The sequence below is a fragment of the Actinacidiphila sp. bgisy145 genome, from assembly GCF_057708125.1.
On sequence record NZ_JBYIRL010000010.1, the window covers coordinates 12,767 to 26,990 of the forward strand.

Consider the following 14,224-nt stretch of genomic DNA (forward strand, 5'->3'; position numbering starts at 1 on the left):
CGCACCACCCCAGGGGGCGGACGCGTGATACCTCCGCCGGGCATGGGCCGGCTGCCTTCACCTTCCGACTGCGTCGTGTCGCCCGCCCTCGCGCGGCTGATGGAAACGCCGGGCGCCGACCAACTGCGCCGCCGCTACTGCGGCGGGCATCACACACTGATCGGTGACGCCGGACTGGGCAGTCCGGACGAACTGACCGCCTGGGTCGGCTACAGCCCGCTCCAGGGACGTGAAGGTGCGGTGCGCGCCTTCGGGTTCGGTGACGACGCGGTCGGCGGGAGGGTCGCGGACTCCCGGGTGCAGACGGTCTACACCACCACGGCTGCGGTGACCGCCCTGGTCTGCGTCCCGCTCGCCATCCTGGTGAGCGCCTGTGTGCGGGTCTCCTCGGAACGGCGGCACCGACGGATCGCCGCGCTGCGCCTCAGTGGTGCGACCCGCAGACAGGCCGGTGCCGTACTCACCGGCGAGGTGCTGTTCGTGTGCGCCCTGGGCGTCGCGGCCGGGTGGCTGTTCTTCCTCCCGGCCCGACTCCTGCCCGTTCCATGGCTGAGCTTCTTCCCGCACGACGCGCGGCCGGGAGCGTTCGGCATCGCTGCGACCCTGCTGCTGCCATTGGTCGGCGTGGGCATCGCGCGACGCGGCGCGGCCCGGGCGGTGGCGGCCCCGTACGCGGTCCGGCGCGCCGCCGAACCGCGGCCCTTGCGATGGCGTGCCGCACTGCCGCTGGTCGGCGGGCTGCTCATCCTTGTCGGGTTGACGCTCCATCACCAGGGCGGTTCCGGTGGCGACCAGACACTGCCGCTCGCGCTGCTCTATCTCAGCATGGTGTTGAGCCTGCTCGGAGTGCCACTGGCGCTGCCCCTCGCGGTACGGGGGGTGGCATCGACGCGGGGCCGCCGCACCCGCCGGTTGTCGCTCCAACTGGCGGGCCGCCGACTTGAGCGCGGCTTCGGCGACACCGCGCGGGCCTCCGCGGCTCTCGTGGTGGGGATGGTGGCTCTGTCCACCGCCGGGCTGCTGCTGTCGACGTACGACCACGCGGCCACCGATTTCCTGGTCCGGACGCTGCGCACTCCGGCGGGGAAGGCCGTGACGGTGGAGCAGCCGTCTGCGGCAGTGGCACGGCTGCCCTTCGGTTCGCTGCCCGGCGTGCGCGGTGCGGTGCCGCTACGTACCTACCAGGAACCGGCCGCCGGACCGGGTGAGGTCCCGTCACCTGTCTCCGTACTGGTGGCCGACTGTGCCCAGTTGAAAGTGATCTGGCCGGACGCACTGCGGCACTGCCCGAGCGGTCCGTTCCGGCTGGCCGCACCGGACCGCCCGTCGCTCGCGGCCGCCGGGCAGCGCGTCACCATGCTCTACGCGGCCGATCCCGCCGCGGCCGGGCCGCGGGTGACGCTGACAGTTCCCGCGCGGACCCTGGTGCTTCCCGACGTGGACGGTGCGGCGGCCTTCACCGCCGACGTGGTGGTCCCACCCGGCAGTCCCGCCCTCGCCGGGCTGCCCCTGCCGCGCCCTGCCGCGACGCTCGTCCTCACCGACGGCGGGTCGGCCACGGAGGCAGCCGTACGATCGCGGGTGCTGGCCGCCGACCCCGCCGCGTCGCTGGACAGCACGGCGGCCCAACTCGCCGCATCGAAAGCGGGCTTGGCGCCGTACCGCATCGTCACGCTGGCGGTGGCCGCGGTGATCGGGGTGCTGTTGCTGGTCACTCTCGTGGTCACCGGGTGTGATGCAGCGGTGGGGCGACGCCGGGCAACGGCGGCGTTGGTGGTGACGGGCGCGGACACCGCCGTGCTGAGGCGCGCGCAGCTGTGGTACCTGAACCTGCCGATGGCTCTCGGGTGCGGGCTGGCGGTCGGGGTGGACCTCCTGCTGAACGCGGCCTTCGACCGGATCACCACGGGCCACGTCGGGGCGCACCCGGCCGCGCTGCTGGTGCTGGGGGGCGTCGCGGTCGCGGGCATGCTTGCCGCGGCGCCCTCGGCGCTGCTGATGACCGGGCGGCGGCCGGACCCGGGGCTGCTGCGGGCGGAGTGACCCTGCACGTCAGGCGGGTTGGCCGATGTTGGCGCGGACCCAGTCGACGACCTCGCCCGTGGAGGTGCCGGGGGTGAAGATCGCGGCCACGCCGAGTTCGGTGAGCGGCGGGATGTCGGCGTCGGGGATGATGCCGCCGCCGAAGACCTTGATGTCGGCCGCGTCGCGCTCGCGCAGCAGCTCGACCACCCTGGCGAAGAGCGTCATGTGGGCGCCGGAGAGGATGGAGAGCCCGATCGCGTCGGCATCCTCCTGGATCGCGGTGTCCACCACCTGCTCGGGCGTCTGGTGCAGCCCGGTGTAGATGACCTCCATGCCCGCGTCGCGCAGGGCACGCGCGATCACCTTGGCGCCGCGGTCATGCCCGTCGAGCCCGGGCTTGGCGACCACCACGCGGATCTGTCCGGACACTCCCATTCGCTGCCTCCCTCACCATGGGACGCGGGCCGTACCGCGTAAACGAACGTTAGCGCCCGCGCGCCGCGCCCGACAGTTTTACGGGAGGCGGCGAGGGGGAAATCACACAGTGGGACACATTCACGACCAGGGCCGGGGCTGCCCGCGGTGGCCGGCGAGGGACACGCCGGGAGCCGGGGGGACGCCCGGCTCGTCCTTCGGGAGCCGCAGCCAGGGTGTCGTGCCGCCGCGTGTCGAGCCGCAGGGCGCGGCGGCACGGCGCCCGCTCCGGCTCCCGCTGAGGGCACCCGGTTCGACGACGACCCGGGCGCCGCGACGGGAGGTGGGCCATGGCCGCCCAGTCCTCGGAAAGCGAGCCGGACCCGGGGCCGACACCCCGCGACGCCCCGGACGACGGCCGGCGGGACCGTATCCCCGGTCACGCGCTGTGGGGACGGCACGGCGCCGAGCTGGCCAAGGTCGCCGCCATCGACCTCGCCCTGTTCGCCGGGCACCTGCTGCTCTATCCCACCGGGATGCTCCCCGAGCGCGCCGCGCAGGGCGCCCCGCCCGCGGAGCGCGAGGGGCACGGGCAGCCCCCGGTCCTGCTGCTGCACGGCTTCGTGGACAACCGCTCGGCCTTCGCCCTGCTGCGCCGCTCGCTGCTGCGGCACGGCTGGACCCGGGTCCAGGCGCTCAACTACTCCCCGCTGACCGGCGACATCCGCACCGCGGCCGCGATGCTCGGCCCGCACATCGAGCGGGTCTGCGCGGAGAACGGGCACGAGCGGGTGGACATCGTGGGCCACAGCCTGGGCGGCCTGGTCGCCCGCTACTACATCCAGCGGCTGGGCGGCGACGCCCGGGTGCGGACCCTGGTCACCATGGGCACCCCGCACTCCGGCACCCGCGCGGTGCCCGCCTTGGCGCCCCACCCGCTGGCCCGCCAGATGCGGCCCGGCTCGCCCGTGCTGGCGGAGCTGGCGGCCCCCGCGCCGGGCTGCCGGACCCGGTTCGCGGCGTTCTGGAGCGACCTCGACGAGTTCATGATCCCCGTCGAGTCGGCGCGCCTCGAACACCCGGACCTGTCCGTGGACAACATCCAGGTCCGCGGGATCGGCCATCTGGCCCTGCCGGTGCACGGCTCGGTGGCCGCGGAGGTCAGGCGGGCCCTGTCCGGACCGGGCCCGCTGCCCGCCGCCATCGACGCCGCATAACGGACACATAACGGTCGAATACCAACCGAACACCGGGCAAGGCGGGCGCCAGGTCGGGCCGGAAGATTGTCCGCGGCCGGTGCGGAGGGCTACAGTCGCCGCTAATTCTCCTGCTGCCTAGGCGAAAGAGAAGCTGGCGGTGAACCCACGTCCTCCGTCGGAGTACGACTCCGGCCACGACGCCCACGCGTACGACGCCTACTCCTCGGGTTCCTACCCGACTGTCGGCACCACATACGCGGATGACACGACCGACAGCTACAGCTACGCCCCCATCCCGCAGCAGGCCGCGCCGTACGACCAGCAGTACGCCTACGGCTACGACCCGGACGCGGCGCAGCAGGCCCCCTCCGGCGGCTACGACCCGTACGCGTACGGCTACAACGGCCACAGCGGCTACGACCCGAACGGGTACGACACCGGGACCTACGCCGTCGGCGGCTACGACACCGGCGCCCACCCGGTCTACGACCCGTACGCCGCCCCGGCCACCGGCACCGCCTACTACGACACGGGCAGCTACGACACCACCGCCTGGCAGACCGCCCAGCAGCCGGCCTACCCGCAGCAGCAGGAGTGGGACTCCGGGGCCTACCCGGTCCACGACGGCTACGGCTACGGCTACGACAGCGGCGGCGACACCGGGATCTACGAGCAGGTGACCGCGCCCTTCGCGGCCCCCGAGGCCCCCGAGGCGTACGAGGCGCCCGCCGGCCCCACCGCCGGCGGCTACGGCACCGGCTTCGACGCGCCTGCCGCCGCGCCCGGTTCGGCCGCCGCCACCGCGGCCGTGGGCGCGACCACCACCATGACGGCTACCCGCGGCACCCCGACGGTCAGCAGCGCTGCCCCGGCCCCCGACGACACCGAACTGCTCGGCGCGGACCTCGCGTTCGACCTGCCCGCCGACGAGGCGCCGGTACGGCACGACTTCACCGCCGACGAGGTGCCCACCGCCCGCAGCCGCCGCCGCAAGCCGGCCCGCCGCTCGGCGCTGCTGACCGTCGGGGTGCCGTCGGTGGCCGTGATGGGCGTCGCGGCGGTCGGCGCGGCGGCGTACGGCGGGGTCGGCGTGGGCCACGACGCGTCGAAGACGACCGCCGACGCGGCCACCGGCAAGGCGCCGACCACCCAGCTGGACCGGCAGTTGAGCGGGGTGAGCCGGGACGCCGACGACTTCGCCACCCGCGCCAGCCGCTCCCAGGAGCGGGTGGACCTCGCGGACCGGCAGGCGGCGGCGAAGAAGGCCGCGGAGGAGGCGGCCGCCCGCAAGGAGGCGCTGCGGCCGAAGTACGTGCTGCCGGTCAAGCAGAAGGGCCTGAGCGCCTACTTCGGGCAGTCCGGCGAGCACTGGATGGCGCTGCACACCGGCATCGACTTCCCGGTGCAGGTCGGCACGCCGGTGATGGCCGTGACCGACGGCACCGTGCGCACCCAGTGGAACAGCTCCTACGGCAACATGGCGATCGTCACCGCGCCGGACGGCACCGAGACCTGGTACTGCCACCTGAGCAGCACGAAGATCCGGTCCGGCAAGGTCAAGGCCGGGACGGTGATCGCCTACTCGGGCAACACCGGCAACACCACCGGGCCGCACCTCCACCTGGAGGTCCGGCCGGGCGGCGGGTCCCCGATCGACCCGCTGCCCTGGCTGCTCTCCCACGGCCTCGACCCGCGGTAGCCGCGCGCCCCCGGCCCCCGGCCTGGTCCGCCGGGGCGACCCGCTACAGCTTCTCGACCGGGGCGTAGCGCAGCAGGAGCTGCTTGGGCCGCTCGTCGCCGAAGTCGATGGTGGCCTTCTCGTCGCCGGGGCGCCCGGTCACGGCGATGACGGTGCCGAGCCCGAACTGGTCGTGGGTGACGCGGTCGCCGACCGACAGGGAGATCACCGGGCGGTCGCCGGCGGAGCGGCGCGTGGCGAAGCCGCCGGTGCCCGAGCGCCCGCGGGCGGTGACGGAGGACGCGGCGGACGCCGCCGCCCTGGAGCCGCTGCCGCCGCCCGAGCCGGCGGACTGGGGCCGCCCAGTGCGCTTCCACTCTATGAGCGCGTCGGGGATCTCCTCCAGGAAGCGGGAGGGCGGGTTGTAGGAGGGCTGCCCCCAGGCGCTGCGCATCATCGACCGGGTGACGTAGAGCCGGTTGCGGGCGCGGGTGATGCCGACATAGGCCAGCCGCCGCTCCTCCTCCAGCTCCTTGACCTGCCCGAGGGCGCGCATGTGCGGGAAGACCCCGTCCTCCATGCCGGTCAGGAACACCACCGGGAACTCCAGGCCCTTGGCGGTGTGCAGCGTCATCAGGGTGATCACGCCGCCGGTGTCCTCCTCACCGTCGGGCGAGTCGGGGATCTGGTCGGAGTCGGCGACGAGCGCGACGCGCTCCAGGAACTCGGCGAGCGACCCGCTCTCCTCGCCCTCCCGCTCCTGCTCGAACTCCAGGGCGACGGCGGCGAGCTCCTGGAGGTTCTCCACCCGGGTCTCGTCCTGCGGGTCGGTGGACGCCTGCAACTCGGCGAGGTAGCCGGTGCGTTCCAGCACCGCTTCCAGGACGACGGCCGGGCCCGCCCCGGACTCCACGACGGTGCGCAGCTCGTCCATGAGCGTGTTGAACCGCTTGACCGCGTTGGCCGAGCGCGCGGCCATGCCGTACGCCTCGTCGACGCGCCGCAGCGCCTGCGGGAAGGAGATGCCCTCGCGTCGGCCGAGCGCGTCGATCATCGCCTCGGCGCGCTCGCCGATGCCGCGCTTGGGCACGTTGAGGATGCGGCGCAGCGGCACGGCGTCCTCGGGGTTGGCGAGCACCCGCAGGTAGGCCAGCACGTCGCGGACCTCGCGGCGCTCGTAGAAGCGGACGCCGCCGACGACCTTGTAGGGCAGGCCGACCCGGATGAAGACCTCCTCGAAGACCCGGGACTGGGCGTTGGTGCGGTAGAAGACGGCGACGTCGCCGGGGCGGGCGTCGCCGGCGTCGGTGAGCCGGTCGATCTCCTCGGCGACGTACTGCGCCTCGTCGTGCTCCTGGTCGGCGACGTAGCCGGTGATGACGGGGCCCTCGCCGGACTGCGTCCACAGGTTCTTCGCGCGGCGCCCGGCGTTGCGCTCGATGACGGCGTTGGCCGCGCTGAGGATGTTCTGGGTGGAGCGGTAGTTCTGCTCCAGCAGGATGGTGCGGGCCTGCGGGTAGTCCTCCTCGAACTGGAGGATGTTGCGGATCGTGGCGCCGCGGAAGGCGTAGATCGACTGGTCGGCGTCGCCGACGACGCACAGCTCGGCCATGGGCGTGGCGGGGGCGCCGTCCGCGGGCTCGGCGCCGGTGCCGACGAGTTCGCGGACCAGGGTGTACTGGGCGTGGTTGGTGTCCTGGTACTCGTCGACGAGGACATGCCGGAAGCGCCGCCGGTAGTGCTCGGCGACGTCGGGGAACGCCTGGAGCAGGTTGACGGTGGTCATGATGATGTCGTCGAAGTCCAGCGCGTTCGCGTCGCGCAGCCTGGCCTGGTACATCGCGTACGCCTCGGCGAGCTTGCGCTCGAAGGGATTCTCGGCGCGCGCGGCGAACGTCTCGTGGTCGACCAGTTCGTTCTTCAGGTTGGAGACCTGGGCGCTGAACGACTTGGGCGGGAACTGCTTGGGGTCGAGGTCCAGGTCCCGGCAGACCAGGGCCATCAGCCGGCGCGCGTCGGTGGCGTCGTAGATCGAGAACGACGAGGTGAAGCCGAGGGTCTTGGACTCGCGGCGCAGGATGCGCACGCAGGCGCTGTGGAAGGTCGAGACCCACATCGCGTTTGCGCGCGGCCCGACCAGCTCCTCGACCCGCTCCTTCATCTCGCCCGCGGCCTTGTTGGTGAAGGTGATGGCGAGGATGGAGCCGGGGTGCACGTCGCGGGCGGCGAGCAGGTGGGCGATGCGGTGGGTGAGCACGCGGGTCTTGCCGGAGCCGGCGCCGGCGACGATGAGCAGCGGCCCGCCGTGGTGCTCCACGGCCGCCCGCTGCTGTTCGTTGAGCCCCGCGACGAGCTGCGCGGGGTCGAGCACGGGGCGCGGCGCGCCGTTGCGGTAGTGCGCGTCGTGTGCCGGCGGGTCGTCGTACCGCCCCTGGAACAGGTCGTGCGGGACCTCCTCGCCGCCGGGGCCGTCGTCCGGTGGCGGGGGCTGCTCGCTGTCGGCGGGCCCGTGGGCCGCGTCCAGACCGTCCAGGAAGCTGTCGTCAAAGAGGCTGCTCATCGCCTCCCGAGTCTAGGGCCGACCGCCGACAGCTCAGGCCGGTCCGCGGAAGTCGCCGCGCGGACTCCCCCGGCTCAGCCTCAGCGCGGCCCCACCACACCGCAGGCGCACAGCGAATGCAGGCCGTACGCACAGGAAACTCCTCGCCCGGGTAGCCCGCTCGCCACGCTGGGTGACGCCGGCGAGGCTTCGGCAAAAGATTACGAAAAGGTATCGACCCTTATCGGACATCGCCCTTCCCAGCCGTGCCGGGCTTTGGCTAGCGTGCCGCACCAGCCGGAACCGGCAGCGTCCGAGAGGAGTCCGTCCGCCATGGCGACGCACCGTAAGGCCCGTACCGCGCTCCTGAGCACCCCCGGCCCGCGCGCGGCCGTGGGGATCACCACCGCCGCGCTGGCCACCGTCACGCTGCTCAGCGAGAGCGCGAGCGCCACCCCCGCGCCCGCGAAGCCCGCGCAGCCGTCGATCAGCGAGGTCAAGAAGCAGGTCGACGCCCTCAACCAGCAGGCGGAGGCGGCGACCCAGAAGTACGACCAGGCGCAGGAGCAGACCACCTCGCAGAACGCGAAGGTCAACAAGCTGCTCGCGCAGGTCGCCCAGAAGACGCAGAAGCTCAACGACTCGCGGCGCGTGCTGGGCGAGTTCGCGGCGGCGCAGTACCGCAGCGGCGGCGACATGAGCACCAGCCGCTACCTGCTGTCGGACAACCCGCAGGACCTCGCCGCCGAGATCCACCTCACGGACGTGATGGGCAAGCGCGAGCGGGCCGCGGTCGTCTCCTACCAGACCCAGCAGGTCGCCGTCACCCAGCAGCGGGTCGAGGCGGCCAAGAGCCTGGCCACGCTGACGGCCAAGCAGAGCGAGCTGAAGTCCGCCAAGCAGGAGGTGCAGACGAAGCTCGGCGCGGCGCAGAAGCTGCTCAACAGCCTCACCGCGCAGGAGAAGAAGCGGCTGGCGGAGCTCCAGGCGAAGCAGGAGGCCGAGGCGAAGAAGAAGGCGGAGCAGATCGCCGCCCAGGAGAAGGCGAAGCAGGCGCAGGCCGCGAAGGCCGCCGCCACCGCGTCCGCCACCACGTCCACGTCCACGTCCTCCTCGACGGCCGCCGAGCAGGCCATCGCCTTCGCCCGCAAGCAGCTCGGCAAGCCGTACGTGTGGGGCGCCACCGGCCCGGACTCCTACGACTGCTCGGGGTTGACCCAGGCCGCCTACAAGGCCGCGGGCGTCACCCTGCCGCGCACCACCTACGACCAGGTGAACGTGGGCACCCGGGTCTCGGAGTCCGACCTCCAACCCGGCGACCTGGTCTTCTTCGACGACGACGAGCACGTCGGGCTCTACATCGGCGGCGGCGAGATGATCCACGCCCCGCACACCGGCACCGTGGTGAAGATCGCGCCCATCACCGAGATGACCTTCTATGCGGCCGTCCGCCCGTAATAGGGGCGCGTCGGCCGTCTCGTCCGGGTCGCCACCGCATGACCCGGATGTCCGATCAGCAAGTCCGCAAAACCCAAGGTCACAGAGCGATTTCGGTCACATTGCGATCCAAACTCCCCGAGATCCGCTGAAGTTGACTACGGTAACCCGCTAGGTGGTCCGCCTCCCGTCGGCGAAGGTCCGGCAGCGCATCACCTCCGCCTAATCCGGCCGGCGCCGGAACCGGGGACCCAGAGGCACTTTGGGGTGAATCGGGGCAGACGCGACCCGCGTCCGCACCGTAGGGCGACCTTCCCCGCCCGAACCCGTCAGCTAACCCGGTCGGCGGTCCACGGAAGGAGTCGCCTCCTTGGCGTCGCACCGCAAGCCGCGTACCCCGCTCCTCGCGTCGACCGGCACCCGGGCCGCCGTCGGTCTCACCACCGCGGCCATCGCATCGGTCACCCTCCTGAGCGAGACGGCGAGCGCGGCCCCCGCGAAGCCCTCGCAGCCGTCGATCAGCCAGGTCAAGAAGCAGGTCGACACGCTCAACCAGCAGGCCGAGGTCGCCACGCAGAAGTACGACCAGGCCAAGGAGCAGACGGCGACCCAGCGCGCCAAGACCAACCAACTGCTGGCCCAGGTCGCCGACAAGACCGAGCAGATGAACGAGTCCCGGCGCGTGCTGGGGCAGTTCGCCGCCGAGCAGTACCGCACCGGCGGCTTCGGTGCCACCACGCAGCTGCTCTTCTCCGACGACCCGGAGAGCTTCCTGTCGCAGAACCACCTGCTGGACCGGCTGACCGCCACGCAGGAGCAGGCGCTCCAGAAGTTCAAGATCCAGCAGGAGCAGGCGTCGGTCCAGCGCGCCCAGGCCACCGCGAGCCTGAAGAAGCTGACGTCCTCGCAGACCACGCTCGCCACGCAGAAGAAGAGCGTGCAGACGAAGCTGGCCGCCGCGCAGAAGCTGCTCAACAGCCTCACCGCGGAGCAGAAGAAGAAGCTCGCCGCGCTCCAGCAGCCGAAGACGACGACTTCCTCCTCGTCGTCGTCCTCGTCGTCCTCCAGCACCACCCCCACGTACACCGGCACCGCGACCGGCCGCGCCGCCACCGCGATCCAGTTCGCGCTGGCGCAGCAGGGCAAGCCGTACGTCTACGGAGCCACCGGCCCCGGTTCGTACGACTGCTCGGGCCTGACCCAGGCCGCCTACAAGGCCGCCGGGATCAGCCTCGGGCGCACCACCTGGGACCAGGCCAAGCAGGGCACCGCGGTCTCCGAGGCCGATCTGCGCCCGGGCGACCTGGTGTTCTTCTACTCCGGCCTCAGCCACGTCGGGATCTACATCGGCAACGGCAACATCGTGCACGCCCCGCACACGGGCGCCACGGTCGAGGTCGCCCCGCTGAGCTGGATGCCGTTCGCCACGGCCCGCCGCATCGTCTGACGCGCCCCGAGCCCGTTCACCCCCGTCTTCGTCGCGGTGCTCAGGTCCAGAGCACCGCGATGAAGATGTTGACGACGGTCAGGCCGCCGACCGCGCCGAACAGGGCCGTCTCCACCTTCTCGTCGTCGCGCTTGACGTAGACCAGCGCGAGGATCACCAGCAGCACGGCCAGCTTGACGCCGATCTTGACGTTGCTGATGTGCCGGTCATCGGCGTGCGCCAGACCGACCAGGGCGACGCCGGTCACCAGCATCGTGCACGCGCCGTAGAGCATGCCGGGCACGAAGCGCGGCTCGGCGCGGCCGGGGCCCAGCACCTTGAGTTGGGTGAGGAAGCCGCCCAGCAGCGCCGCGATGCCGATGATGTGCAGCCCGACGAAGACATTGATGAGGGTGTCCATGCGCCGGACCCTACGGCGCGCATAGCAGCCGGCGGCGGGCGGGGTGCCCGATGGCGGGGTTCGGTCGCCGGGCGCCGGGATGCGGGCAGCGCGCCCGTCGCAACCGGGCCGCATCCGGTCGGCCGCGACGAATTGCGGGCAGTCCCGGACAGCGGGGCGGGGCGGGGCCGGGTGAAGGCTTAGCGTCGTCGGCAGGTGGTCGGTTCCCATCGCCGTCGGTCCGCCCGCGGCGCGGCCACCTCCGCCGAGCCCGGCGGCGCCGCGTCCCCCCGTGCGCGGTGCTGCCGGGCCTCCTCGACGAAGGAGCGGCGGCGCCCGGCCCGGCGCGGCTCGGCTCGGCGCGACGCAGGGGGTGGTCCGGCTCAGCGCAGGGTGACCCGGCTGGGGCCGTTGAAGGGGGCCAGGGACAGCACGGTCGCCGGGGTACGCAGGCCGTCGTGGTCGGCGAAGAGCGCGCGGACCTCGGCGAAGGACACCTCGCCGCTGGTGACGCGGGCCGCGATGTCGTACAGGTCGCGGAGCCCGGCGGGCAGTCCGGTGCCGCCGGCGCACTCCGGGTCGGCCTCAGAGCCGGGGCCCCACACGTCCCACAGCAGGGTCTCCACCTTGTTGAGGGCGGCCAGGTCGAGCCGGATGTCGCCCGCCACGAACCGCTCCCCCACCATCGGCCCCTGCGGCAGGTGGAGCCCGAAGGACAGCGGGTCCGCGGTCCCGGCGCGGATCTGCCGCCACGCCTCGCCCGCGACGAGGAAGCGGTCCCGCGGCACGTCGGTCGCCTCGAACGGCATCGGGTACCACGCGGGGTCGGCGATCTGCGCGTCGGCCAGCAGCCAGCCGCGCTCGTCGTCCCAGTACTCGGTGACGACGTGGTCGAAGTGGAAGCCGTCGGTGCCGAAGTAGTCGGCGAACCCGGAGCGCAGCCGCGCCGGAATGCCGACGTGGCGCAGCAGCGACACGTGCAGCAGCGTGAAGTCCCGGCAGATCCCCACGAACCGGTCGGCCAGGTCGCGCCCCTTGCGCAGCGGCGCCCCGTCCCGGCTGACCACCAGCCGCAGGATGTCGTCCACGTAGCGGGTCTCCGCGTCGTCCCGCATCCGGTCCTCGGCGATCGGCACCCCGAACTGGCCGCCCTCCACGCGGTGGACCATCACCTCCCGCACCACCCGGGCGAGTTCGCCGACGTCCCGGGGCAGGTCGGCGTACCAGCCGACGAGTTCGCCCGGGTCGGAGAAGACGCTCTGCGCGGTGTAGAAGGCGGCTTCCGCCGGCGCGATCCGGTGTGCGGTCATGACGAAGCCCCCTGCTTGACCTTGCCCTTGGGACAGCCCCCATTGTGGTCGCACCGGCCCCACCGGGCCACCCCCGCCGACCCGCGGCCCTGTCCCCGGCCCGGTCCCGCCCCGCGCGGTGACTGGAAGGAGAACTGTATGACCACGAGCGGAGCGCCGCTGCTGACCATCGGGGCGTTCGCCGCGGCGGCCCGGCTGTCGGCGAAGGCCCTGCGGCTGTACGACGACCTCGGGCTGCTCACCCCGGCCCGGGTGGACCCCGCCACCGGATACCGGTTCTACGCGCCCGAGCAGCTCGAACGGGCCCGGCTGGTGGCGTGGTTGCGGCGGATCGGCATGCCGCTGGCCCGCATCCGGCGGGTCTGCGCGTGCGCCACGAACGCGGCGGCCGCGCAGGAGGTGCGCGGGTACTGGGCGCAGGTGGAGGCGGAGACGGCCGCGCGGCGCGACCTCACCGCGTTCGTGCTCGCGCACCTGAACCCCGCACCCGGGGGGCCGGGGAGCACCGCAGGTCCCACCACGTCAAGAGAGGAACCACCCATGTCCCACGGCACACTCACCCTCCGCTACGCCGCCCGCTCGGACGCGGGCCTGGTCCGGCCGGGAAACCAGGACGCGGTCCACGCCGGCGACCGGCTGCTCGCGGTCGCCGACGGCTTCGGGCCGGCCGGCGCCCCGGCCAGCGCCGCCGCGATCGAGGCACTCACCGGCCTCGAGACGGCCGGGGCGCTCCCGCCGGGCAACCTGCTCAACGTCCTCCAGGACGCGGTGGAGGCCGCGGCCCGCGCGGTCGACGCCAGTACCGGGGGCGGCACCGGTGGCGGCACCAGCACCAGCACCGGCCCCGGCCCCGGCCCGCGCGAGGAGGGCGCGATCCCCGACGGCACCACCCTGACCGCCATGCTGTGGACCGGCACCCACCTCGCCCTGGTGCACATCGGCGACAGCCGCGCGTACCTGCTGCGCGACGGCGAGCTGTTCCTGATCACCCACGACCACACGCTCGTGCAGTCCATGGTCGACGACGGCCGCCTCACCGAGGCCGAGGCCGCCTCCCACCCCGACCGCGCCCTGCTGCTGCGCGCCCTGCTGTCCGGCAGCCCGGCGCCCTCCGCCGACCTGAAGCTGCACGAGCCGCGACCCGGCGACCGCTACCTGCTGTGCTCCGACGGGCTGCCCGCGGCCGCCTCCGCGGAGGAGATCCGCCGGGTGCTCACCACCGAGGCCGCACCCGATGCCGCCACGGCCGCACTGATCGCGCTGGCCAACGCCGCGGGCGGCCCGGACAACGTCAGCTGCGTGGTCGCCGACGTGGTCTCCACCGCGGCCACCCCGGCATAACGGGACCGACCGCCGCATCGGGCGCCCGGAGAAGGTCACGGTTCGGGCATTCAGGCCGGCGCCGCGGCCCACCGGCGTAGTGTCTACGTTCGCCCGATGAGCCGACCCGACGGGAGAACCACCGATGCAAGCCCTGGAGGCGAGTTGGGGCGACTGGATGGCGGCCTTCCGGCAGCGCTACGACCGGCTACCCGCGGCGGCCCCCGACATGCCCTGCCCCAACTGCGCCGCGCCCGAGCTGAACCTGACCTTCTGCGGCCTGCCGGCCGACCGCGTCGGCTACGCGTCCTTCTGGTGCGGGCGCTGCCTGACCGGTGTCCACCTCAGCCGCTGCGCGGTGCCCGACGACGTCCCCATGGACTCCCTGCACACCCCCGTGGAACAGCGCACCGCCCCCACCCCCGACTACACCCTGGTCTGGCCCGCCGACGAGGAGGACGGCTGACGGTGCGGCG

The 14,224-nt window shown here is 73.0% G+C and carries 11 protein-coding genes and 1 riboswitch; of the genes, 7 read left to right on the forward strand and 4 right to left on the reverse strand.

Going from position 1 to position 14,224, the window contains the following annotated elements:
- Window positions 1–75: 75 nt before the first annotated feature.
- Window positions 76–2,043 (forward strand): FtsX-like permease family protein, encoded by a 1,968-nt coding sequence (locus AC3ERT_RS11135; RefSeq protein WP_435173841.1) that lies wholly within the window; start codon window positions 76–78, stop codon window positions 2,041–2,043.
- A 9-nt stretch (window positions 2,044–2,052) separates the two neighbouring features.
- On the opposite strand, the gene icmB is transcribed toward AC3ERT_RS11135, so the two are convergent.
- Window positions 2,053–2,460, reverse strand: coding sequence for a coenzyme B12-dependent isobutyryl CoA mutase small subunit (icmB, locus tag AC3ERT_RS11140; RefSeq protein ID WP_435125017.1), 408 nt, complete (start codon window positions 2,458–2,460; stop codon window positions 2,053–2,055).
- Between the two features lie 329 nt (window positions 2,461–2,789).
- Here icmB and AC3ERT_RS11145 point away from each other — a divergent pair, with 329 nt between their 5' ends.
- Together AC3ERT_RS11145 and AC3ERT_RS11150 are read left to right on the forward strand one after the other, a co-directional pair.
- On the forward strand, window positions 2,790–3,656 hold the full coding sequence (locus AC3ERT_RS11145; RefSeq protein ID WP_435173843.1) for an esterase/lipase family protein: 867 nt from the start codon (window positions 2,790–2,792) through the stop codon (window positions 3,654–3,656).
- A gap of 139 nt (window positions 3,657–3,795) precedes the next feature.
- Window positions 3,796–5,337: a M23 family metallopeptidase gene (locus tag AC3ERT_RS11150; RefSeq protein WP_435173845.1), complete on the forward strand. Its 1,542-nt coding sequence runs from the start codon at window positions 3,796–3,798 to the stop codon at window positions 5,335–5,337.
- A gap of 43 nt (window positions 5,338–5,380) precedes the next feature.
- Here the strand turns inward: AC3ERT_RS11150 and pcrA are convergent, their stop codons facing one another.
- The gene (pcrA, locus tag AC3ERT_RS11155; RefSeq protein ID WP_335978153.1) at window positions 5,381–7,876 is read right to left on the reverse strand and encodes a DNA helicase PcrA; all 2,496 of its coding nucleotides are present in this window, start codon (window positions 7,874–7,876) and stop codon (window positions 5,381–5,383) included.
- A 312-nt stretch (window positions 7,877–8,188) separates the two neighbouring features.
- Here pcrA and AC3ERT_RS11160 point away from each other — a divergent pair, with 312 nt between their 5' ends.
- Both AC3ERT_RS11160 and AC3ERT_RS11165 read left to right on the forward strand, forming a co-directional pair.
- Window positions 8,189–9,313 (forward strand): C40 family peptidase, encoded by a 1,125-nt coding sequence (locus tag AC3ERT_RS11160; protein ID WP_435125026.1) that lies wholly within the window; start codon window positions 8,189–8,191, stop codon window positions 9,311–9,313.
- 188 nt (window positions 9,314–9,501) lie between these two features.
- Window positions 9,502–9,655: riboswitch (cyclic di-AMP (ydaO/yuaA leader) on the forward strand.
- A gap of 7 nt (window positions 9,656–9,662) precedes the next feature.
- Window positions 9,663–10,739 carry a C40 family peptidase gene (locus tag AC3ERT_RS11165; protein ID WP_435173846.1) on the forward strand — a complete coding sequence of 359 codons (1,077 nt, stop codon included), beginning with the start codon at window positions 9,663–9,665 and terminating at the stop codon, window positions 10,737–10,739.
- A 40-nt stretch (window positions 10,740–10,779) separates the two neighbouring features.
- Here AC3ERT_RS11165 and AC3ERT_RS11170 read toward each other — a convergent pair whose 3' ends face one another.
- Both AC3ERT_RS11170 and AC3ERT_RS11175 read right to left on the reverse strand, forming a co-directional pair.
- Window positions 10,780–11,139: a hypothetical protein gene (locus AC3ERT_RS11170; RefSeq protein ID WP_435125031.1), complete on the reverse strand. Its 360-nt coding sequence runs from the start codon at window positions 11,137–11,139 to the stop codon at window positions 10,780–10,782.
- Window positions 11,140–11,501: 362 nt separating this feature from the next.
- Window positions 11,502–12,428, reverse strand: coding sequence for a transglutaminase-like domain-containing protein (locus tag AC3ERT_RS11175; RefSeq protein ID WP_435125034.1), 927 nt, complete (start codon window positions 12,426–12,428; stop codon window positions 11,502–11,504).
- Window positions 12,429–12,566: 138 nt separating this feature from the next.
- Here AC3ERT_RS11175 and AC3ERT_RS11180 point away from each other — a divergent pair, with 138 nt between their 5' ends.
- Both AC3ERT_RS11180 and AC3ERT_RS11185 read left to right on the forward strand, forming a co-directional pair.
- Entirely contained in the window at window positions 12,567–13,769 is a 1,203-nt protein-coding gene (locus AC3ERT_RS11180) for a MerR family transcriptional regulator (RefSeq protein ID WP_435173848.1), read from the forward strand.
- A 124-nt stretch (window positions 13,770–13,893) separates the two neighbouring features.
- Window positions 13,894–14,214 (forward strand): hypothetical protein, encoded by a 321-nt coding sequence (locus tag AC3ERT_RS11185; RefSeq protein ID WP_335978159.1) that lies wholly within the window; start codon window positions 13,894–13,896, stop codon window positions 14,212–14,214.
- Window positions 14,215–14,224 lie beyond the last annotated feature (10 nt).

Bases quoted from the DNA above. Each gene is read 5' to 3' on its own strand.
- AC3ERT_RS11145 (WP_435173843.1), top strand. From the start codon at position 2,790: ATGGCCGCCCAGTCCTCGGAAAGCGAGCCGGACCCGGGGCCGACACCC.
- AC3ERT_RS11175 (WP_435125034.1), bottom strand. From the start codon at position 12,428: ATGACCGCACACCGGATCGCGCCGGCGGAAGCCGCCTTCTACACCGCG.
- pcrA (WP_335978153.1), bottom strand. From the start codon at position 7,876: ATGAGCAGCCTCTTTGACGACAGCTTCCTGGACGGTCTGGACGCGGCC.
- AC3ERT_RS11180 (WP_435173848.1), top strand. From the start codon at position 12,567: ATGACCACGAGCGGAGCGCCGCTGCTGACCATCGGGGCGTTCGCCGCG.
- AC3ERT_RS11185 (WP_335978159.1), top strand. From the start codon at position 13,894: ATGCAAGCCCTGGAGGCGAGTTGGGGCGACTGGATGGCGGCCTTCCGG.
- AC3ERT_RS11170 (WP_435125031.1), bottom strand. From the start codon at position 11,139: ATGGACACCCTCATCAATGTCTTCGTCGGGCTGCACATCATCGGCATC.
- AC3ERT_RS11160 (WP_435125026.1), top strand. From the start codon at position 8,189: ATGGCGACGCACCGTAAGGCCCGTACCGCGCTCCTGAGCACCCCCGGC.
- icmB (WP_435125017.1), bottom strand. From the start codon at position 2,460: ATGGGAGTGTCCGGACAGATCCGCGTGGTGGTCGCCAAGCCCGGGCTC.